Consider the following 20,165-nt stretch of genomic DNA (forward strand, 5'->3'; position numbering starts at 1 on the left):
TCGTTCTCTAGTTTGGTCGTATAATATATGGTTGAAACTCCATGTTTTACGATAGTTGTTTTTTACTTCTACACAGTATAGAATAAGTTGACGAAAAATTACTGGAAAGGGGTGGGAGTATGAGGTGGAAACGGAAGACTTACATTCAGTCAACTTGCGTAATTTCATATTTCCATTCCATCAAAACACTAAAGCATTTAATGCTTTAGTGTTTTTATTTTTATGGGGGTGTAATCATTGTCAAGGTACAAAAGGGTTCTCGTAAAGCTAAGTGGTGGAGCAGTAGCAGGAAACTCTGAATTTGGTTTTGAGCCAGAAAGGTTAGACTATATTGCGGATGAAATTATGTCAGTAATAAACTTAGGCGTTGAAGTATCGTTAGTTATAGGTGGGGGTAACATTTTTAGAGGGAATATGGCGGAAAGCTGGGGGATAGAAAGGGCAGAAGCTGATAACATCGGGACGCTTGCGACTGTAGTAAATAGTTTAATGCTTCGTGGAGTTCTTAAAGCCAAGACCAAAAAGGAAGTACGTGTAATGACGGCAATACCTATCACTTCAGTTGCAGAACCATACATCCGTCTAAGAGCAAACCACCATCTAGAAAAGGGCTATATTTTAATTTTTGCAGGGGGGAACGGTCAACCTTACGTTACGACAGACTATCCTTCAGTACAAAGAGCCATCGAGGTTCATTGTGACGCTTTATTAGTTGCAAAGCAAGGCGTAGATGGTGTTCTTAATGCAGACCCTAAATTAGATAAAGATGCAAGGAAATTTCGCTCGCTTCATTACAACGATGTTTTAAAACATAACTTAAAGGTTATGGACCAATCCGCTTTCATTTTAGCAAGAGACTACAATCTGCCAATGCATGTGTTTAACTTCGATAAACCAGGTTCAATAAAAGAAATTTGTGAAGGTAAGAATAACGGTACGATAATTAGTGGCGAATCCGTTTTAGAGTTGGAATGAAATAGGTTAGAAATACTACACTCCCTTGATTTCACAGAACGATAGTTCCATAAAAGAGAAGTTATAAACACAAACCCACTCCGCCAAAGGAGTGGGTTTGTGTTTATACTGATCTCTATATCTTGTGGTCAAACTTTACTTTGTGCCTGGATACATTACGGGGAAACGTATCATAAGTAAGGGCAAGTTTTAAATATGCTCCCCTTTAAGTAGGCAGGATAAATAAATAAACCGGCTACTTCAGAGGAGCATATCAGTTGACGTGGATGTCGAATTCTTTGGTATCCTTTAAAATTATTTTACCACATCATCTGAATCAGTGGAGTAAGCCAGCTCTTTCTGTGCTTCCAGAGCGGCCAGTCTATCCAGAAGGGCTGTCCGGATTTGCTCATAGGCGTCACTGCCCAACGCCATACGTATTGGACCCGCTCCCTGGTCGACACGACGGATAATCTGCTGCGCCATTTTATCCGGATCGCCGACAACCATTTGATTGAACATGCTCATATCTATACCAGGCAGTTCTCCCTTCATCAGGCTAACGAATTGGCCCGCCTCCGTATCCCGGTATTCGTCCATCCGCTCGCCGAATACGGCGTTGCTTGTAATGAAATTCGTTCGGATTCCGCCGGGCTCCACCATAGTGGTCTTAATATTGAACGGAGCCACTTCCTTAGCTAGCGCTTCAAAGGCTCCTTCGACCGCCCATTTCGAAGAGCAATACAGTCCCATACCCGGAATAGAATAATGACCCGCCATACTCGAAATCTGTACGATGTGACCGCCGCCCTGCTTACGGAAAAAGGGCAGCACTGCACGCGCTGCACGTAGCGAGCCAAGCACATTGGTCATAAACTGATGCTCAATTTGCCTGTCGCTTGCTTCTTCCACTGCGCCATACAAGCCATAGGCTGCATTATTGACAAACACATCGATCGTGCCCAGTTCTAAAAATGCACGTTCCACCACTTCGGCAATTTGCTGAGAGTTTGTCAGATCTAAATTAGCCTGCCAAAGTTGTGAGCCATACTGTGCCTGCAGATCATCCAGCACCCCGGGCTTGCGTACCGTTGCGGCTACACGGTCCCCTCTATCAAGCAACTGGCGAGTTATACGTGAACCCAAGCCTCCTGATGCTCCTGTAATGAACCAAGTTTGCATGCTAAACACCCTCCATTCGTTGTCATCCACTGAATTATAGAAACAACTAGAGGGAGCTAGCCACAGCACGTCTATTCTATTAACGGGAGTAACAGTCTACGGTATCTGCCTGTCCTGCTCAAGTAAACGTAATAATCTCTCCTCCGTACCTGAACCGGGCACCGGAACAAAGAAACACCAGTGCAGTCCCGGGTCATTATCGATTACAGCTGTGGAATGGAGCTCGAACTCCATCTCCTGTGCGTCAGGAACACGGAATAAAGCGGTGGCTACGCGTTTTTGTTTGATTTCATATAGCTCCCAGAAATGTACGAACTCCACGCTTTCCCGTCTCAAGCGTTCAAACCGTTCCATATATAACGGGTTGTTCTTGTAAAGATCGAAGCCTGCCCGCATAACGGCTACTGAGTAACGAGCAGCACTTTCCCAATTCACCAGTCTGTTGCGGTAATCAGGCTTTAAAAACATAATTTCCATCATATTCCGTTCGTTGTCCGGCAGACTGCCGAAATCGGCTACGATCAGTTCAGCCGCCCGATTCCAGGCGATAACATCCGTACCTTCATCTGTGATAAAAGAAGGATAATGCAGTTGCTTTACTATTTTCTGCAGAATTCCTGTATCCGGCCCAACATTATCTGGAACTGTGACGACACTCGCTACATCTACATTGGCCAGATCGAATAGATGTTTCTGCTCGTCTTCGTCAAGCTGAAGCGCTTTGCTGATACTTAGCAGCACTTCCGGCGAAGGATTAACCTCCTTGCCTTGCTCCAGCCAGGCATAGTAAGTCACGCTTATATTGGCAAGATAAGAGACTTCTTCTCTTCGAAGTCCCGGAGTGCGTCTTCGTCCGGGCAGCGGCTGGATCCCTGCCTCTGAAGGCTGCAAGCGTTCTCTGCGCGATTTTATGAACTCCCCCAATGCGGATGAGTAACGATTTGTTTTCAAGCAACTCACCTCTAATTACTTATATGGAAGGACCAAATGGACTCCAAGTACTTCGTATACGATCATTATAATCTCTGTTAAGGTTTCGTTGCCACAAAAGAGAACCATAATGAGTACCGTTGCTGTTACTTCCATTAATAGTTTAGGCATGCTGTGGCTAACCCCTCCTACCGATAATACGATTAAGATAATTTACATCAGTGCATTGCTATCGATAGGAGGCAAGCAAATGTCCGCGTCAACTGGCCAAACTAATCTGGCCAAACTAATATCCGAACTGGGCTTGTCGGTCGATATTCTCATCAACAAGCAGGCGTTGACACAGGAAATCGATTCGGAAGCGCGAGCAAGAAGAGATTATGCTGGGCACGTTCCGATTGCAAACCGGGGGGTTACGACGCAGCTGCACTAGAATTTGGCGAATTTCTTGTAAGCTATCGATTTGTATTTATATGTGCAGGTTCCGGACTATGGTACCTTTTGAAAAGGTACATAGGGCTATCGTATTTTGGAGCATCCTCGGTACATCCTAAGGAGGGAAGAGATTCGCGAACAGAGGAGATTTCTCGAGGCGGGTTCTAGACAAGAATCGTGAAAGGGCACATGTATCTGGCCAAAGAAAAAAATCCCCTCCACCTTGTCGGTGAAGGGGACTGCGACTACAGGACAATGTTCCAGCATCTCCTCAAATTCCAGTTCAATGTGTCGGATAATTTTAGAAATTAAATGATAGGTGGATTAATGAATCTTTGGAGGTTCAGACTTCATCGTATCGTTAAGCTGGGTCACAAAAACAGCTTCGTTCGGGCCAGGGTTATTTCGAAACACTTTCGCTTCTTCGACCAAAACTTCGTCTGTTTCCGTGCCAAGTATCTTTATCGTTGCATCAATGAATCTTGTAAGTGGCATTGCACGCGGTTCATCGTTATTGCTCTGAACCCATGGCGGTACAATCTCAATTACTTTTACCGATGTGTCTTTAAGCAGGTATCTTTGGGCCAGCGTATATGTATGAAGTGCTGCCTTTGTTGCGGAGTATACAGCCGTTGCCGCTAATGGAACAAATCCAAGTATCGAAGTCGTGTTGATGACAAAGGCTTCTTCTTTGGATTTCAAATGGTCGATTAACAGAGAAGTTAACCGAATCGGACCTAACAAGTTTGTGGCGACTGTCGAAACCAGAACATCCTCATGGATCACGCCTGCCGCATCATCGGGTTGAATGATGCCTGCGTTGTTAATCAAGACATTCAAATCCGGGAATTCTCCAATTAACTGCTTGGCTGCCCTCTCTATGCTGCCAGGGTCTTGTACATTCAATTCCATTGCGGACATTCCGGGATTCGCTTGGATTGTTTCTTCCAAACGCTCCTTATTCCGTCCAGAGATAATAACTTTATTTCCAAGATGGTGGAGCGCTTCTGCTAACGCACGTCCAATGCCCGAACCGCCGCCTGTTATGAAAATCGTGTTTCCTGTAAGTTTCATGATGATTCCTCCTCTTCATATTGAACATATGTTGAATTGTCAATATATGTTTCATATAGTGAATGTATCAGGGCGATAAATGGGGCTCAATGGTTAAAACGAGCTCGTTTGTTGATTTTTCAACAGAGGGCATTGAAGTGATTATTTTGGGGGATAAAGGGGAGAAGGAGATGACCAAGCGTATTCAAAAATCGAAAAAAGCGATTATGGATGCTTTTATGAGGCTGATGTCAGCAAAAGAATTCGAGAGCATAACGATCAATCAGATTGCGTTAGAAGCAAATGTCCATCGAGGAACGGTGTATTTGCATTTCGATGACAAGTACGATCTTCGCGAGCAATGCATAACTGCTCAAATGAACCAGTTACTTCAACACTGTATGTCTGGAGATGACCTAGCTCGTCTTCCTTCCAAAACCGCATTACTTCAGAGTTTTGAATATTTGGAACAGCATGCTTCTTTCTACTCCATCATGCTGAAGAGTAAGAGAAGCACAGTATTTCGAAATCAAATGGAGACCATGTTTGGGGAAAATCTTAGTGAGCATTTGGATTCAATCCATCTCGATAAGCAAATGAACAGGGACATTACGGTACAATTTTTAACTTCAGCAACAGTGGGGATATTGGAATGGTGGATTATCCGTTCGATGCCATATCCTCCGCCCGTCATGGTTGAACAATTCTGGAATTTGCTTAACCGAGGTGTCGAAGGACACGAATATTATTCCATGGGAAGTCGCTAATTTTAGCGCTTAATGGATTAAATATAAAAAAGTTATCTAGCAGACAATTCATGCGATAAAAAAGAAAGACTGAATGTTCAAGCCAACATTCGATCTTTCTTTTTTTTGTCAGTGCACTTCATCAGCGTCCATAATTCAAAGTAAGCTCTTTACCTGCTGAAATCAGATCATCACGATGAATATTTTTTAATTGCCGATGCCAATTTTCATTCACTTGTAGATAAATTACCTTTCTTGGAGCGGAATACATTCACGGTAAGCGGCAGAGAAGCCAGAAGCATGACTGCCCCAAAAATATAAGGAAGGTTAATGTTTGAGTCAAATAACGAACCTGCAATAAGCGGGCCAAATATGGTTCCCAGACTGGAATATGTGGTATTCAGACCAGATGCATACCCTTGTCGATCTCCTGCGTTTTTGGATATTAGCGTGCTGACGGAAGGCCGCAAAAAAGAATTAAATGCAAAGAATAATGCAGAAGCGAATAAAAGAAAAGCAAGGTTAACTTTAATCAACATTAGCATTAAAGCAATAGGCGCGATAATTAAAGATAGTCTGATTAACTTGATCTCTCCCATCCTTTTCACAAACCAATCCAGCAGCCAAACTTGAATAACAATACCGATTATGGCCCCTAGGGTAATAATGATAGAGATTGTAGCAGCATTAAACCCGTATTTTTTCTCTACGAAAAGGGCAAATACCGTCTCATAACTCATGAGACCGAAGGTCATAACGAGAAGCAGAAGTAAGTACTTGAAATAGGGAACTTTAAAGGAACTCATAACTTTTTTTCCAAAGTGATTTCCATCCGGATTGCGTAAAGAGCGCGTTCTTTTTTCAGGCGCAAGTGTCTCGGGCAATAGGAGGGTTAGCAGTGTAGCGACCAATCCAAGACCAGCTGCACAGAAATAAGGCATGCGTATGCCCATTTCGGCAATGAGACCACCAAGACCGGGTCCAAGTACCATTCCCAAATTCATGGCTGCTCCAAAATACCCCATACCCTTAGCTCGCGTTTCGTTGGTCGTAATATCGGCAACATAGGCCAAGTTCGATGGAATCATTAAACCTAAGCTGATTCCGCCAATAAAGCGAGCAACATAAAGCAGAGGTAATGAAGTCGAAAGCGCAAATATGACATCAGAAATGACCGAAAGAAACATGCCGGCCATGATTAACTTTTTGCGTCCAAATCGATCAGATAATTGTCCTCCCAGAGGTGAAAATAAGAATTGAGCTGCACCAAATGCAGCGACCAGAAAACCAGCGACAGTTCCGCCTGCATGGAATAGCTTCAAATAATCAGGCAATATTGGAATGAGCATTCCTTGACCCAATAAAGCTATAAATAGATTTAACATTAAAATGAAGAGTGGGAAGCGTACCGACTTTGGTAACATAAAATGAGCTCCTTTGTTTACATTGTGTCAACCTTTACACGATGTAAACATCTTAATACGCAGGTGGAGGATTTGTAAATCGCATTTTTTATAAAATATCTCAACCTCCATCTAACAGAGCCTCCCGCCTGAATACCCAAATCAAATGATTTTGATTTTATGGTATTGACATTATAAGGATGATCGAATATATTTTTTACATACCAACTGAATGTATGAAAGGAGAAAGTGAGTGGCAAGGAATAAATACCCCGAAGAAACAATCAACCAAATTCTAACCGTGGCTCTTAACCTGTTCATACAAAAAGGATACGAGCAGACCTCCATTCAGGATATCATTAATGAGCTGGGTGGGCTGACAAAAGGGGCAATTTATCATCACTACAAGTCAAAGGAAGAAATCTTCCAGGCTGTCACCGACCATATGTTCAAAGGCGCTGACGAGATGCTGTCCCGTATCAGGGATGACAAGGAGCTGAACGGCCTTGAAAAGCTCCGGAAGATTTCCCGTGTTTCTCTAGACAATCCAGCCCAGAACGAAATGGCATCGACGGCGCCGAGCCTCCTGAACAATCCAAAGCTGCTGGCGGCACAATTCGAGAACATATTCATAAAAGGCGTACCCCTATATATTCAGCCCATCATCGAACAGGGTATGCGAGACGGTTCGATCCGAACCGACTATCCAAGAGAGCTAAGCGAAGCGTTGATGATTCTCACCAACTTTTGGCTAAACCCGGCGGTCATTCAAACTACGCCCGAGATGATGTTGCGTAAGGTAAGGCTTTTCGATGATATATTGAAAGGTCTGGGGCTTGATCTGTTCGATGAGCAAATGATTCAGCGTTACGAGGAATTGTACCGTTTGTCAGCTCGAGAAGTCAGCAACGAAAACTAAACTGCCGAAAGGCAGCTTATTTTTAAACTTAACATACCGTCGGTTGGTATGTTGAATAGTTCAAGGCTCAATGTGTGTTAGAAACTAAACTTATTATAAGGAGATGTGAATATGATGAATCAGTTTAATTCGTCAGAAAATATGAAGGAAAAAAGATTCGCTGCGAGGCTGGATCGTCCGGAGCTGCAGAAGGCCATCCAGGAGATCGTCGATTCCGGTTTCCTAGGGGTGCAGCTGCGCGTGCACGATGAGCAGGGCGAGTGGGTCGGTAGCGCGGGGGTGAGCAAGCTGGGCGAAGCCGCGAAGCCACCTACAAACGGGCACTTCCGGATCGGCAGCAATACCAAGACCTTCACCGCGACCGTGGTGCTGCAATTGGTTGCCGAGGGTAGGATCGGGCTGGAGGACCCGGTGGTAGACTACCTGCCTGAGTTCGGGCTGGACCGGGGGATCACGGTGCGGATGCTGCTGCAGCATACCAGCGGGGTGTTCAACTTCACCGGCGAGTACTACGAAGACGGGACGGTCGTGCCGGGCATCCCTTGGCAGGGACAGGAGTGGGTTGATAATCGATTCAAGACCTACCGGCCGGAGGAGCTGGTACAGCTGGCATTGACCAAGCCGATGCGATTCGAGCCGGGAACGGACTGGAGCTATTCCAACACCAATTACGTGCTTGCCAGGCTGCTGATCGAGAAGGTCACCGGCAGCTCGCTCGCCGAGGAGATGCAGCGTTTGATTCTGGGGCCGCTTGGGCTGTCGGGTACCTTGGTACCAGACACCCAGCCGATGATCCCTGGGCCGCACGCCCACGCCTACTACCGGTACGAGGACGACGGCGAGCAGAAGACGGTCGACGTCACCAGCCAGAACCCCTCCTGGATCTCCACCGGAGGTGACATGATCTCGACCACCCAGGATCTCCACACGTTTATCTCGGCGCTGATGGGCGGCAAGCTCCTTCCGGCCCCTCTGCTGGCCGAGATGTGCAAGCCGTACCCCAAAATCGGCTATGGCTTGGGGGTGTTCGTACAGGACGCCGGCTCGAACGGCGATGGTACCATCATCACCCACAACGGCGGTATATCGGGCTACGCGGCACTGATGTACAGCACGCCCGACGGCAGCAAGACCCTGACCGCCTCCATTAACTATGTGGACGACGCCGCAATGTCACTGGCAGTGCCGTTCCAGAAGGTGACGCAGAGGCTCGTCGAGGAGGTGTTCGGCGGGGGGCGGAACAGTCGCCGGCGTGACCAAGTTGAGTAAAAAACTGCTAATCCAGTGAATGACTCGGATCGGCGGTTCGGAAATATACAATTTTATTAAAGATGTTATGCTAAACGAAAGATAGTTCAATCATGAATATAAAGCCAGCCGATTACTTTAACCGGCTGGCTTTATTCAACTAACGGGCAGGTTAGTTCTATTATGGTACTATGTAGGAGTTATACTCCCGGTGAGAGTCTGGAATATTAGGGAGGTAGGTGGCTATGGAATACGGCATACGCTTAGCAGAGAAAGAAGATATCAGAGTTTTACTTGATGTGAGAAATAACAAGGATTTATTTACAACGTATTTGAACCAACAAGAAAAAAAGGAAATGTATCTCCTTGTTGCTGAAATGAATAAAACAACTATTTTGGGGTTCGGTCTCCTAAAACTTAATAGTAACTTATTGCACAAATTGAGTGACTTATATGTAAATGAAAATTATCGTGGCCTTGGTATTGGATCTGGTTTAATTAGAGAGCATGAAAAACTTGCAAGGAAACTCGGCTATTTTGAAATATTCGTTAGTGTTGACCCGTTTGAGAATCCGAAAATGATAAAGCTAATTACCAATCTTGGATATAAAAGAATTACTGAACCATACTCAAGAACAGCTCTATTTCAAAATAAAGATGGGATAACATATGAGAAAGCTTATACGAGAGTTGATTTAAAGAAGTCATTGAACTAACGGGAAACGTTTGTTCAATCAACATCATCTTGGAGCAGTTTGCTGCTTGGCTCTGCTCCATTTTTACATTCTTTTTGTTTAACTAAAATTTATGTCTGCCCAGTTCTGTAAGTAAGTAGTTGAGCAAACCACAAGCCTGAAAAGTTGAATACATATTTTTTTACTTTTACGTGGCCTTCTGACTGTCTCTGGTGTCTAATTCAATGTAAATCAAGAGGAGGTTCTTACCATGTCAGGAGCTCATGACACAAATCCTATTTATCCGGATAAACAGGAAAGTATCACCAACTTTGAAAGCACTTATGAGCTGTATCGTCAAAGAATCTGCAAGTATTTTTCGTTGAAATTGAATCCGATGGTTGCAGATGATTTGACTCAACAGGTTTTTTTAAAAGCTGCCGAGAATCTTCACCGATTTCAAGGTAAATCAAATTTATTCACTTGGATATTCAAGATTGCTCAGAATACAGTGAAAAACGAATATCGAAGGTTATCGCGAAAGAAAGAATCTCCGTTTGATTTTACGGGATATGAATCACAGTCGATCCCCCTTGAATTTACGAAGTTTGTTGATTTTCAAATTGACATTGGAGTTGCGCTAAAAAAGCTAGATGAAAAGGACCAAGAAATCATTGCACTACGCTTTTTTGTGGACTGCACATTACTTGAAATTTCTAAGATCGTAGGGATGCGTGAAAGTGCAGTAAAAAACAGACTCTACAGGGCTCTGGAAAAACTTAAAAAGGAACTGAAAGAATGGGGAGGAGTTACGATCATGTCTATTCAAGATTTAATTTCGATTGTTAATAAGGGTGAAAACGAGGGTTTAAATAACCGGCTCAATAAGGTACACCATGATCTGTTCAATGAACTAAGTGATCATATTGAACGAATCTCATTAAAGTACAATTATCATCCATCACGAAAGGTAACTATTGAAGTATATCCTGATTTGCCATCGTTTCACCAAGCGGTCGGAGAAGCAGATGCTCCGAATTGGTTCATGGGTACCTATGAAGGAAGTATTCTTAAGATTGTATCTCCATTAAATCCAGGGCCGGAGCATACCTATCAATCCATTCTCAAAGGAACAGTTCATTTGTTCACCATGTGGCTAATAAGCGAAATCAACCCGAAGGCCCCAAAATGGATAAGGCAGGGGATTGGTGGATATGAAGCCAAACTGATGACTCAAGATTATATTGAGGGTACAACGAAAGAGGCTATTCAACATTTAGCGATCCCAACATTCGAACAATTAGATAATGATACCTGGGATTTCGATACGATGAAAGGTTTTCAGTTCTCGTACCTATTCGTGAAGTTTGTTGTTCAACAATATGGAATAGACCATTTAAACAAATTGATCCGTAACCCTCAGGATTCTAATGGTATCTTTCAATGTTCCGAGAAGGAATTGCATCAGAAGATGGTTAATTTTATAAGTAAGTAACTCATACAAAAGTGTATGTTGCCCGGGTGTTGAACCGGGAATTTTAAATTGACTGGAAAGGTATTTTACTAATTTTCATTGTTCCGATTCATTAAACTAACGGGAAACGATAGCATAATAAAACCAAGAAAGCAGCTGATCAGTGATCGGCTGCTTTTATTTTTCAATTAACGGGCAGGTTAGTATAGCCTATTAAAGGAGAAGTATCTATGAATATTGAAAAAATAGGAATACACAGTTGCATGAGCAATGATAAGCGCTATTCCTTTGGTACATATCACAGAACTGGGAAATATGTTGAAGATTCTTACAAGTGTGTAAGGCAATTGTCATTCAAATCAATGGTAGTCACATAGCTGCTCCTTTAGACTAATCCACATATAGGATTATTTTTAAGGGGGAGTTGGAGTGAGGCTTTTAGAAATGCTGCTTTTCTTTTTAAGTGTTTGCTTGTTGGTGCTCCTGTTCGTCAATAATCAACGTATTCGAAAATCAACCCTGCTCGTGACTAGCGGGGCAAGCTTCATTTTTGTAGTGGTACACTTGCTTGTCGAAGGATACAGGATTCAACTATTATTTCTATACGGATTCATAATCCTGATGTTTTTCATTTCACTTATTGGCATGTTCATCAAGCCGAAAGTCGTTCCGAATGTCTCACGAATGCGAAAGGTACTCGGTAGGCTTTTTATCGGGATAGGGCTAATTGCAACAGGGGGCCTCCTCTACGTGTTTCCCGTCTTCGACCTTCCGGTGCCCACCGGTGAGTTGAAAGTTGGCACGCAAGCTTTCCATTTTATTGATTCAAGCCGCGAGGAGACGTTTGGGAAAACCGCGAAAGGTAAAAGGGAATTGATGGTTCAGGTATGGTATCCGGCTCAGGCTGGCACTGGCCATTACGCTCCCTTTATCCCTGATACGGAGATTTTACCTTATATGGCTGGGAATTATGGCCTTCCCGGGTTTACGTTTCAACACCTTCAGTATGTATCCAATCATGCTTATATGGAGGCCAAAGTCTCTTCGAAACAGAAAGCATACCCATTGATCCTTGCAAGTCCCGGTTTTGGCTCTTCGAGGTTCCTCCACACGACGCAAGCTGAACATCTCGCGAGTCACGGATATATCGTGGCAGTGATTGACCACACCTATAATACATTTGCAACCGAGTTTCCAGACGGTCGAATCACAACCGACACAACCAACGACTTATTTTCGCCGGACCAGGATTACAGGGAGAGCAGAGGCATTCGCGACAAGTTGGGGGAAGTGTTAACTAACGATGTAATCTTTACGCTGGACCAATTCGAGCTTATCCAATCGGGACAGATCCCAAGTAATCTAAAGGGAAGGTTGGATCTTGGTCATATCGGGGTGTTCGGTCATTCCATCGGCGGAGCGACGGCTTATGACGCTTCATACGATCCGCGAATCGCGGTCGGAATAGACCTGGATGGAGGGCTTTATCGTTTGAGTGACAGAGAGGGTCTGCAAAAGCCGTTTTTGTTTATCAACTCGGAAAGTTATTTCGAAAAATTAAAAATGGTGATGGAAAACCGGGTCTATACGGATGAAGAGCTTAAACGTATGGGTTCAACAAGAGAGTGGGAGGATCAAGTAACGGAAGACAAAAAGTTAGAGCTTGAACGGATGCGACTAGCGTCCGATGAAGGGGGGCAAATCCTTTATATCGAAAATACGGAACACTTGAATTTTACCGATGTACAGTTCATTTCTCCGATTTTCAACCTGCTGGGCATTACAGGAAAGATTGCGCCCCAAAGAGCTAATTTCGCTATCAATGCCTACATGCTGGATTTCTTCGATTTATATCTAAAACATCAAAATGGAACCTTAATGAAAGGACCGAATAGCTTCTTTCCAGAGGTGAATTTCGTAAACTCACTGTTATAAATTACGGTAGTTGGCAGAGTGAAAATGCAAGAGAGCCTGTCTTAATTAAGCGTGAAATCAGTTATGAAAAGGAGCGAGGTTGGATGGAAAAAAATCAATCAATCTGTTTAGCTATCGATGAATCGATCAGATTCTTGGAATCTTCCCCGAACCTAAAGTTCAGCAGCGAATACAGCCGTCACAAATGGAATGGGGCCTGGTGGCATATGGCAGCACTTCACGAAATGGGAGAAGTGGACAAAATCCCCGAATCTGCTATTGTCCAGGCGAAAAGTTGGCTGGAAACGCAAGTCTGGCAGACGTTCATCATATCCCCCAATGATCATCCAACAAGTGAAAGTGATAAAATGAAGATGGATTGCTGTCATTGTGAACTTGCGGTGTACTATATGATTCTCCAAGCTTATGGCTGTGATTTGGATCATGAACTTCCCTGGATTCGAGAATGGCTATTGAAATATCAGTTACCTGATGGTGGATTGAACTGTGATCCTGATGCTTATGTTCATTCCCATAAAAGTTCTATTGTTTCTACCCTTCCGCCTATAGAGGCTATCTTATGGCATACAAACCGCGATTTTACGGAACAGGAAGCCGTGTTTCTAGATGAAGGTGCACGCTATTTAATAGAGCATCGTCTTGTATGTTCTAAACATGATGGGAACATCATTAATACAGACTGGCTGAAACCCTGCTTCCCGAGATTTTTTGAATATGATATATTGCGGGGAATGTCTTACTTGGTAGAATGGTCAAGGCGCAGGAACAAAGCCCTTCCGGATGAGTTGATTATTGAGGGATTGGAACGATTGAAACCCTTTATAAGAGAAGGCAATATGCGAATCGGCAGACAGGTTTTTGATCCACAAGGGCCATGGAATGGAGACACTTTTCCCTTGCTGGAAGAATTATCCAGAATAGGCGATGTATCGCCTTATCTGACCAGCCAGTTGGATCGAGTTATTGAGCAGATGTCGAAACACAGCTGATAGGCAGGACGTTTCCATTATGAAGTGATATGAATACAGATTTATACCCCGTTACTTGAATAACTTATACCAGTATAAAGTGGTTTCAATATTAGGATTATATGACTGCTTCAGTGTGTCAGCTCCACCTAGTATGAATCCTTGTTTCACATAAAATCGGCATGCACCAAGATTATCATCTTGTGCTTCCAAGGACATTCCGATCAGTTTTCTTTGTTTGGCCCACTCTTCTGCTTTATGTAAGAGCAGCTTTCCGACGCCACTGCCTCTATAATCCTTTTTAGTAGCAATGTTTTCAATATAACAAAAGCGGTTCCAATCCTTAATGATTCTAATTTGTCCTATGCAAGTATTATTCATATATGCTAAAAACAAAGCTTGATCCTCTCGGTTTATATAATGGCTCCAATCAAGTTGGTCATCTGGAAAACGTGTTTCTCTCGTTTCATCATAAAGTTCTTCAGTATAAGACCATCTTCCTGATTGTAAACTGGGAACAACTCTACCATATATGTTAAAAGAATCATTTGTCTTATGGATATCCTCTATTAAGTCATCATTTAATGGAGAAATAATGATTGTCCTCTCATTATCCAAATTACACACTTCCTTTTATGATGTTTTGATTTATATCATACCATAAAAAGTAAATTGCTCATTGTTATAATTAACTGCAACAATTTTTACGAAAAGAGGCATTCAAGAAGCGAAGCCAACCCGTCATCATGACAGGTTGGCTTCTTTTAACAGATGGAAGTACATGAACATTTCCTGTAGGCAAGCAACAACACTCAAATTGCAATACACCACTGACCATCCACTATCAAGAAAGATGAAAAAAACCAAAAATTTAAACTTAACTTAAACTGGTCCGTACTTCACCTTTAACCTAGAGGGTTATGATCGTTTTCAAGGTAAAACATCAATAACAGATGGAGGAATGAAAAAGGCATTTTGACGACGAAAAAAATATGGAGGGGAGCCAAGTGTGAAGTGACTGTCAAAAAGAAGAGAAAGATTCTAACCATCTTCAAGAGAATGCTTGTGTTCATGCTGACCGTTGTACTCATCTGGATTTGCTTTCATCACATCATGAAGCTGGTAGAAAGAGATAAATACCCGGCATTAGGAAAGTATATCCAAGTGGAGAACGGACGGATGCATGTCTACACAAAAGGGAATGGACCAAACACCATTGTATTATTAAGCGGCCTGGGAACAGCTTCGCCTGTGCTGGATTTTGAACCTTTAATTAATGAAATGTCCACACATAACAAAGTTGTCGTGATAGAGCCATTCGGATATGGCTGGAGTGATCTGACCGATGAGAATAGAACGGTGGAACACATCGTTGGGGAACTGAGAAGTGCACTGCAGCAATTGAATATCCCAGGGCCATATATATTAATGCCGCATTCTGTTTCCGGAATTTATAGCATGTACTATGCTCATGAATATCCTGAAGAGGTTAAGGCGGTTGTAGGCATAGACGCAGCGTGGCCAGCAGCTCTCGATTACTTCAATGAAAGACCCCCATCCATGCCAGGTTATATGAGATATGTGGCACCCGCTGGATTAGCTAGGCTCGCCATCTCCCTGGATGCTCGTAATTATCTTCCTCTTGCGAGTGAGGGTACTTATTCGGACAAGAATCTAGCAATGACCAAAGCCATTACAGCATGGAATGGTTACAACAAAAATGTCATTCAAGAGACCAATGAATTGGGTGATAATATGAAAAAAACAGCTCATATGTCATTTCCATCAGATATGCCTGTGTTGTTTTTTAACAGAGAAGATGACAGGGTGAGGGGAGATGGTAAATCTTTATTTACTTTTTTACAAACCCAACTTACGGATCATCCTGCGAGTACAATCATCCCTTTGCAAGGTCATCATTACCTTCATTGGACCCACTCCAAGGAGATAAGCGAAGCTGTCTCGAAATTCATAAATGATATTGAGGATAGGGAATAAGGAGAGCTCAACAAAAAAAGGCAGCCGATCAATGATCGACTGCTTTTGTTCATTTAACAGGTGATAGGGGACAGCTCATTGAAGTTTCACCTCTTGGCCTTTTTACGAGTTCTCCTTTACAATTAGGGCATACATAATTCATTTCCACAGTACACTCATGGCAAAAAGTACATTCATGCGTACAAATATACGCTAAAGAATCAGCATGGAGCCTGCTTTTGCATTTCTCACATGTATTTCTCATTTCTAAAGACAAGGTAAAGACCTCCTATAATTTTATTTTTTTGAAACGTTCTAATGATTTAATTTTAATAAATACGTTGCTCTCCTTACATAATGATTTGATTGTAATTTTATAGAATGACTTTCTTTTGAATTGAAAAAATAGCGTTTTACTTAAAATTCTTAATGAGGAGTTATAACCATGGATGAGATTGATCGAGACATACTATTACACTTGCAGGAAAATGCCCGGTGTTCCTTTACGGAATTAGGGAAAAAAGTAGGGTTATCCACCCCTGCAGTAAATGAGAGGGTTAAGAAGCTTGAAGAGAAAGGGATTATCGCTGGTTATAAAGCAATCATTAATCCCGACAAAATAGATAAACCTATCACAGCGTTTATCCTCTATAACAATACAAAGTGTGAACAGTTCACAGCGTTTTGCAAAGATCATTCAAGTGTGATCGAGTGTCATCGGCTGGCTGGATCGTACAACTATTTAATCAAGGTTTTGACGGATTCTGTTCAATCTCTAGAGAGATTTATAGATGCTTCCATGGCATTTGGACAGCCATCGACCTTGATTAGACTTTCTTCACCTGTGGAGAGTAAAGCAATCAACTAAATGCAATGGAGTACACCGTTCATGGTATGGTATTCCCTTGCCTTTTCATAGGAATGTTTGGGGGATGACGTCTGCTTGCCTTCTCCGTTATAATATTCGTCATACTAGAGTTCGATCTGGAATGATGGAGGAGTAGACATGAAGCTGGATAGTGTGCAGATTGAATATGCGCGTCTTGAGGATTTGCCGAGGATTGTGGAGATTTATAATTCCACGATTGAGAGCAGGATGGTGACAGCAGACCTCGAGCCTGTTACGGTTGAGCAGCGCGTTCCTTGGTTTGAGGAGCATTCACCGGACCGTCGTCCGCTCTGGGTGATGAGACTTGAAGGACAAGTTGTGGCCTGGGCCAGTCTGAGTTCATTTTACGGGCGGCCAGCCTATAACGGTACGGTGGAAGTGAGTGTGTACGTTGATGAGCAATGCCGGGGAATCGGGGCCGGTGGACGTTTGTTAAATACGATTTTTGCTGCTTGTCCTGCGCTGGGAATTACAACGATTCTAGGCTTTGTCTTCGGGCATAATGAACCAAGTCTTGGTTTGCTGCGCAAGCATGGTTTTGAGCAATGGGGCTACTATCCGGAAGTGGCTGTACTGGACGGTGTGAACCGGGATTTGGCGATTTTGGGCAAAAAAATAATGTAATTGATCTGCTGTCAGGCCATAAGCCATGATCAGTATGTTAATTAATAATAAATACTTGAACTAAAAAACCTCCAATGCACGATGACGTGCTTTGGAGGTTTTTTACGTTTTTATTGTGGATACGGAGAGCCCCTAGAATCCGAGCGCCTGCTTGATATCCTTGATCTGCCCAAGATGGCGTTCTTCATGATAGCTTGCAAAATCAACCCACTGGGCAAGGTCCATTTCCCCAAATACAGGATGAGGGAAAGACTTGCTGCGCAGCAGGGAGGAGTCATTGCTTTGGGCGAAATCAGTCAATGCCTGATGGGATTGTTCCAGATCCCGGCGAACGTCAGCGAGGGATTCCGGCTCTGCGGGAGGCTGCAGATGGGGTGGAGCATCAACGGAACGGCTTCGGTCCAGTGAAAGTTCGTAGGGTTTTTTATCCACGGTCACATTCTGTTCCTTCTGCAGAGCAAGCTCAGCTTGCTTCACGATGATGCACTCCATCAGGTTCAAGTGACGGAGTACCTGCATAACACTCCATTGCTCCGGTGCAGGTTTCCGGTTCAATTGTTCTTCGTCCAGCTCCGAGACGGTCTGCCAGATTTGATGCCGAATATCGTCATTGCGAGTTAACATGTTGCAATCCTCTCCTTATACATGGGTTCTAGATGTCAGTTTATAATGGTCCAGTACTAAAATGCGGTTGTTTGATCTATAGCATAGAGAATCGAAGCGGGAAATACGAATGATGCCGAATTGATGTTGTTATGCGTAATGATATAAACAAAAATAAAGCCGTCTGCGAAGAACGACTTCTCATCCAAATAAACGGACTCCAAAAAAAGATTGACGAGTAGACCGCGGCAAACTATAATCGGTAACAAGTAACTTGATATGTAAGGAGTCCTGACATGATATGTTAGTAATCGACGAGGTGTACCACCATACAGCATTGCAAATATCATCGTCCGATTTATTGTACCTTATCGAGCAGCTGAAGGTCAAAAAAGAAAATGAGATTGGAACCCTCAAACATAAAATTGAACAATTTGAACAAAAGAAGCGTGCGGAGGAAGTCGCCTATCAATCCATGTCGACAGTACGGAAATGGTTCGCAGGCCGTCCTGCCTCCCATCATCAGGCCGTCGAATATATGGTGCAGGTGAAGGAGCGCTTTCGTAAGATGGAACAGATCCGCCGTCATATTCGTGAACTGGATCGGATTATGGAGCAAATCGAGCACCCTCACATCAAGGAGAAAGGCGAGATTGAGCTTCCGCCCGATATGATCCGCGAGATCAGACAGCTTAGTGAAACGGAGGATGTACAAGCATGACTTTGGAGACGTTAAGCTCCGGGATCGATACGGTCTGGGTAGTACTGAGTGCGGCCATGATTTTATTGATGGAGGGTGGGTTTGCCCTCTTGGAGGCCGGGTTTGTCCGTTATAAAAATAGTGTGAACATTATTATGAAGGTTTTTGCCGACATTACGATAGGCACATTACTGTTTTATGCTGTTGGATTCGGATTGATGTACGGCTCTGATGCCGGAGGTTTTGTTGGAGTTACGGGATTCTTCCTGAATGGCGATCTGTCTCATATCGAGGTGCCTGTATCGCTTGAAACGTTCTGGCTGTTCCAGGCCGCGTTCACCATCGCCGTTATTTCCATCGTATCAGGTGCGGTAGCAGAACGGATTAACTTCCGGGCCTATCTCCTGTATATCATTTTGATGACGGCTATAATATACCCGGTTGGCGGTCACTGGGCATGGGGCGGTGGTTGGCTCAGCGAGCTGGGCATGCAGGATTTTGCCGGATCGGCTGTCATTCATGCCCTGGGCGGATTCTCGGCCTTGGCTGCAGCGATCATTATTGGTCCGCGCAAAGGCAAATACACGCCCCATGGCGTGAGTGCAATTGCTCTTCCCAGCAATCTTCCGCTTGCGTCCGTAGGTGCATTTCTGTTGTGGTTTGGCTGGTTCGGCTTCAACGCAGGCAGCACGCTGAGCGCCACGGATGCAAGAATTGGTCATATTGCGATTGTCACCATGTTATCCGCTGCATCGGGTGGAGCGGTTACGATGTTATACACGCTGTTCCGCTTCAAACGTTCAGATGCTCCGTCGGTCATTAATGGATCTCTTGCCGGTCTGGTGGGGATTACGGCAGGCTGTGCATTTGTAGGTGATGCAGCAGCGATCTTTATCGGTGCGGTATCCGGCCTGCTCATGATGGCAGCAACCAATTGGCTTGAATGTCGCCGGATTGATGATCCGGTTGGTGCTTTCCCTGTCCATGCGGCATCCGGGATGTGGGGTACGATTGCTGTAGGGCTGTTCGCGACAGATGGCGGGTTATTCATGGGCGGTGGCTGGAAGCTGCTCGGTGTTCAGGCACTGGGACTCGCGGCGCTTGTCATTTGGGGCTTTGTCATGACCTGGTTCGGTCTGAAGCTCATTGGCAAAATGGTACCTGTTCGTTCCACGGAAGAAGAGGAAGATCTGGGACTGGATATTAGCTACCATGGCGTGATGGCTGCGCATCAGGCTCATGAGTTTCTCGATGGAGAAGAGCACATTCGGGCTTTCCAGCGTGATTCGTCCGAGCAGATTCGTTAACAAGGTTAGATATGTAAGGAGACCTGCAGATCGTTCTGCGGGTCTCTTTTTTTAACTTTAAGCAGGGAAAGAACTCGTGCCGGAAGAATATACAGGTGTGAACGTGAATATGTCTCACCATAGATGTATTGGCTGAAGGAGAGG

22 protein-coding genes are annotated in these 20,165 nt (G+C 43.9%); 14 read left to right on the plus strand and 8 right to left on the minus strand.

Annotated features, from left to right (window positions below; genetic code table 11):
• The first annotated feature begins 237 nt into the window (after positions 1–237).
• Positions 238–975 (plus strand): UMP kinase, encoded by a 738-nt coding sequence (gene pyrH / locus CHI14_RS14765; RefSeq protein WP_095289269.1) that lies wholly within the window; start codon positions 238–240, stop codon positions 973–975.
• Positions 976–1,269: 294 nt separating this feature from the next.
• Here the strand turns inward: pyrH and CHI14_RS14770 are convergent, their stop codons facing one another.
• The 3 genes from CHI14_RS14770 to CHI14_RS30665 all read right to left on the minus strand — a co-directional run bounded on the left by CHI14_RS14770 (position 1,270) and on the right by CHI14_RS30665 (position 3,237).
• Entirely contained in the window at positions 1,270–2,136 is an 867-nt protein-coding gene (locus tag CHI14_RS14770) for an SDR family oxidoreductase (RefSeq protein WP_095289270.1), read from the minus strand.
• Positions 2,137–2,232: 96 nt separating this feature from the next.
• Positions 2,233–3,060: a helix-turn-helix transcriptional regulator gene (locus CHI14_RS14775; protein ID WP_249281117.1), complete on the minus strand. Its 828-nt coding sequence runs from the start codon at positions 3,058–3,060 to the stop codon at positions 2,233–2,235.
• A 42-nt stretch (positions 3,061–3,102) separates the two neighbouring features.
• Positions 3,103–3,237: a hypothetical protein gene (locus CHI14_RS30665; protein ID WP_283163826.1), complete on the minus strand. Its 135-nt coding sequence runs from the start codon at positions 3,235–3,237 to the stop codon at positions 3,103–3,105.
• 79 nt (positions 3,238–3,316) lie between these two features.
• On the opposite strand from CHI14_RS30665, the gene CHI14_RS14780 reads away from it, so the two are divergent.
• A complete protein-coding gene (locus tag CHI14_RS14780) occupies positions 3,317–3,499 on the plus strand; it encodes a hypothetical protein (RefSeq protein WP_095289272.1) in 183 nt (60 codons plus the stop codon).
• A gap of 326 nt (positions 3,500–3,825) precedes the next feature.
• On the opposite strand, the gene CHI14_RS14785 is transcribed toward CHI14_RS14780, so the two are convergent.
• Positions 3,826–4,575 carry an SDR family oxidoreductase gene (locus tag CHI14_RS14785; RefSeq protein WP_095289273.1) on the minus strand — a complete coding sequence of 250 codons (750 nt, stop codon included), beginning with the start codon at positions 4,573–4,575 and terminating at the stop codon, positions 3,826–3,828.
• A 170-nt stretch (positions 4,576–4,745) separates the two neighbouring features.
• Between CHI14_RS14785 and CHI14_RS14790 the strand changes: the two genes are divergently transcribed.
• Complete coding sequence (locus tag CHI14_RS14790) at positions 4,746–5,321, plus strand: TetR/AcrR family transcriptional regulator (protein ID WP_095289369.1); 576 nt, start codon at positions 4,746–4,748, stop codon at positions 5,319–5,321.
• Positions 5,322–5,527: 206 nt separating this feature from the next.
• Here the strand turns inward: CHI14_RS14790 and CHI14_RS14795 are convergent, their stop codons facing one another.
• The gene (locus CHI14_RS14795; RefSeq protein WP_095289274.1) at positions 5,528–6,724 is read right to left on the minus strand and encodes an MFS transporter; all 1,197 of its coding nucleotides are present in this window, start codon (positions 6,722–6,724) and stop codon (positions 5,528–5,530) included.
• A 232-nt stretch (positions 6,725–6,956) separates the two neighbouring features.
• Between CHI14_RS14795 and CHI14_RS14800 the strand changes: the two genes are divergently transcribed.
• From CHI14_RS14800 to CHI14_RS14825, 6 genes are all read left to right on the plus strand, one after another.
• Positions 6,957–7,622 (plus strand): TetR/AcrR family transcriptional regulator, encoded by a 666-nt coding sequence (locus CHI14_RS14800; protein ID WP_095289275.1) that lies wholly within the window; start codon positions 6,957–6,959, stop codon positions 7,620–7,622.
• Positions 7,623–7,733: 111 nt separating this feature from the next.
• On the plus strand, positions 7,734–8,891 hold the full coding sequence (locus CHI14_RS14805) for a serine hydrolase domain-containing protein (RefSeq protein WP_212676997.1): 1,158 nt from the start codon (positions 7,734–7,736) through the stop codon (positions 8,889–8,891).
• Between the two features lie 224 nt (positions 8,892–9,115).
• Entirely contained in the window at positions 9,116–9,586 is a 471-nt protein-coding gene (locus CHI14_RS14810) for a GNAT family N-acetyltransferase (RefSeq protein WP_095289276.1), read from the plus strand.
• A gap of 229 nt (positions 9,587–9,815) precedes the next feature.
• A complete protein-coding gene (locus CHI14_RS14815; RefSeq protein ID WP_095289277.1) occupies positions 9,816–11,039 on the plus strand; it encodes an RNA polymerase sigma factor in 1,224 nt (407 codons plus the stop codon).
• A 408-nt stretch (positions 11,040–11,447) separates the two neighbouring features.
• Positions 11,448–12,953 carry an alpha/beta hydrolase family protein gene (locus tag CHI14_RS14820; protein ID WP_095289278.1) on the plus strand — a complete coding sequence of 502 codons (1,506 nt, stop codon included), beginning with the start codon at positions 11,448–11,450 and terminating at the stop codon, positions 12,951–12,953.
• Between the two features lie 83 nt (positions 12,954–13,036).
• Positions 13,037–13,942 carry a prenyltransferase/squalene oxidase repeat-containing protein gene (locus CHI14_RS14825; RefSeq protein WP_095289279.1) on the plus strand — a complete coding sequence of 302 codons (906 nt, stop codon included), beginning with the start codon at positions 13,037–13,039 and terminating at the stop codon, positions 13,940–13,942.
• 51 nt (positions 13,943–13,993) lie between these two features.
• On the opposite strand, the gene CHI14_RS14830 is transcribed toward CHI14_RS14825, so the two are convergent.
• The gene (locus CHI14_RS14830; protein ID WP_095289280.1) at positions 13,994–14,539 is read right to left on the minus strand and encodes a GNAT family N-acetyltransferase; all 546 of its coding nucleotides are present in this window, start codon (positions 14,537–14,539) and stop codon (positions 13,994–13,996) included.
• 396 nt (positions 14,540–14,935) lie between these two features.
• On the opposite strand from CHI14_RS14830, the gene CHI14_RS14835 reads away from it, so the two are divergent.
• The gene (locus tag CHI14_RS14835) at positions 14,936–15,919 is read left to right on the plus strand and encodes an alpha/beta fold hydrolase (protein ID WP_249281118.1); all 984 of its coding nucleotides are present in this window, start codon (positions 14,936–14,938) and stop codon (positions 15,917–15,919) included.
• A gap of 49 nt (positions 15,920–15,968) precedes the next feature.
• Here the strand turns inward: CHI14_RS14835 and CHI14_RS14840 are convergent, their stop codons facing one another.
• A complete protein-coding gene (locus CHI14_RS14840) occupies positions 15,969–16,175 on the minus strand; it encodes a DUF1272 domain-containing protein (RefSeq protein ID WP_095289281.1) in 207 nt (68 codons plus the stop codon).
• 168 nt (positions 16,176–16,343) lie between these two features.
• Between CHI14_RS14840 and CHI14_RS14845 the strand changes: the two genes are divergently transcribed.
• Together CHI14_RS14845 and CHI14_RS14850 are read left to right on the plus strand one after the other, a co-directional pair.
• Positions 16,344–16,766: an Lrp/AsnC family transcriptional regulator gene (locus CHI14_RS14845; RefSeq protein ID WP_095289282.1), complete on the plus strand. Its 423-nt coding sequence runs from the start codon at positions 16,344–16,346 to the stop codon at positions 16,764–16,766.
• 138 nt (positions 16,767–16,904) lie between these two features.
• Positions 16,905–17,411, plus strand: coding sequence for a GNAT family N-acetyltransferase (locus CHI14_RS14850; protein ID WP_095289283.1), 507 nt, complete (start codon positions 16,905–16,907; stop codon positions 17,409–17,411).
• Between the two features lie 132 nt (positions 17,412–17,543).
• On the opposite strand, the gene CHI14_RS14855 is transcribed toward CHI14_RS14850, so the two are convergent.
• Positions 17,544–18,035 (minus strand): DinB family protein, encoded by a 492-nt coding sequence (locus CHI14_RS14855; RefSeq protein ID WP_095289284.1) that lies wholly within the window; start codon positions 18,033–18,035, stop codon positions 17,544–17,546.
• 280 nt (positions 18,036–18,315) lie between these two features.
• On the opposite strand from CHI14_RS14855, the gene CHI14_RS14860 reads away from it, so the two are divergent.
• Together CHI14_RS14860 and CHI14_RS14865 are read left to right on the plus strand one after the other, a co-directional pair.
• A complete protein-coding gene (locus CHI14_RS14860) occupies positions 18,316–18,735 on the plus strand; it encodes a hypothetical protein (protein ID WP_095289285.1) in 420 nt (139 codons plus the stop codon).
• Positions 18,732–20,021: an ammonium transporter gene (locus CHI14_RS14865; protein ID WP_095289286.1), complete on the plus strand. Its 1,290-nt coding sequence runs from the start codon at positions 18,732–18,734 to the stop codon at positions 20,019–20,021. Before CHI14_RS14860 ends, CHI14_RS14865 begins: the two co-directional genes overlap by 4 nt.
• Positions 20,022–20,165 lie beyond the last annotated feature (144 nt).

The organism is Paenibacillus sp. 7516 (assembly GCF_002272715.1).
GTDB lineage: Bacteria > Bacillota > Bacilli > Paenibacillales > Paenibacillaceae > Paenibacillus > Paenibacillus illinoisensis_A.

What these genes read in the sequence shown, in the direction of transcription:
- CHI14_RS14865 (WP_095289286.1), top strand. Translation starts at nt 18,732, where the DNA reads ATGACTTTGGAGACGTTAAGCTCCGGGATCGATACGGTCTGGGTAGTA.
- CHI14_RS14770 (WP_095289270.1), bottom strand. Translation starts at nt 2,136, where the DNA reads ATGCAAACTTGGTTCATTACAGGAGCATCAGGAGGCTTGGGTTCACGT.
- CHI14_RS14815 (WP_095289277.1), top strand. Translation starts at nt 9,816, where the DNA reads ATGTCAGGAGCTCATGACACAAATCCTATTTATCCGGATAAACAGGAA.
- CHI14_RS14850 (WP_095289283.1), top strand. Translation starts at nt 16,905, where the DNA reads ATGAAGCTGGATAGTGTGCAGATTGAATATGCGCGTCTTGAGGATTTG.
- CHI14_RS14785 (WP_095289273.1), bottom strand. Translation starts at nt 4,575, where the DNA reads ATGAAACTTACAGGAAACACGATTTTCATAACAGGCGGCGGTTCGGGC.
- CHI14_RS14860 (WP_095289285.1), top strand. Translation starts at nt 18,316, where the DNA reads ATGTTAGTAATCGACGAGGTGTACCACCATACAGCATTGCAAATATCA.
- CHI14_RS14825 (WP_095289279.1), top strand. Translation starts at nt 13,037, where the DNA reads ATGGAAAAAAATCAATCAATCTGTTTAGCTATCGATGAATCGATCAGA.
- CHI14_RS30665 (WP_283163826.1), bottom strand. Translation starts at nt 3,237, where the DNA reads ATGCCTAAACTATTAATGGAAGTAACAGCAACGGTACTCATTATGGTT.
- CHI14_RS14855 (WP_095289284.1), bottom strand. Translation starts at nt 18,035, where the DNA reads ATGTTAACTCGCAATGACGATATTCGGCATCAAATCTGGCAGACCGTC.
- CHI14_RS14790 (WP_095289369.1), top strand. Translation starts at nt 4,746, where the DNA reads ATGACCAAGCGTATTCAAAAATCGAAAAAAGCGATTATGGATGCTTTT.
- CHI14_RS14780 (WP_095289272.1), top strand. Translation starts at nt 3,317, where the DNA reads ATGTCCGCGTCAACTGGCCAAACTAATCTGGCCAAACTAATATCCGAA.
- CHI14_RS14805 (WP_212676997.1), top strand. Translation starts at nt 7,734, where the DNA reads ATGATGAATCAGTTTAATTCGTCAGAAAATATGAAGGAAAAAAGATTC.
- CHI14_RS14810 (WP_095289276.1), top strand. Translation starts at nt 9,116, where the DNA reads ATGGAATACGGCATACGCTTAGCAGAGAAAGAAGATATCAGAGTTTTA.
- CHI14_RS14795 (WP_095289274.1), bottom strand. Translation starts at nt 6,724, where the DNA reads ATGTTACCAAAGTCGGTACGCTTCCCACTCTTCATTTTAATGTTAAAT.
- CHI14_RS14845 (WP_095289282.1), top strand. Translation starts at nt 16,344, where the DNA reads ATGGATGAGATTGATCGAGACATACTATTACACTTGCAGGAAAATGCC.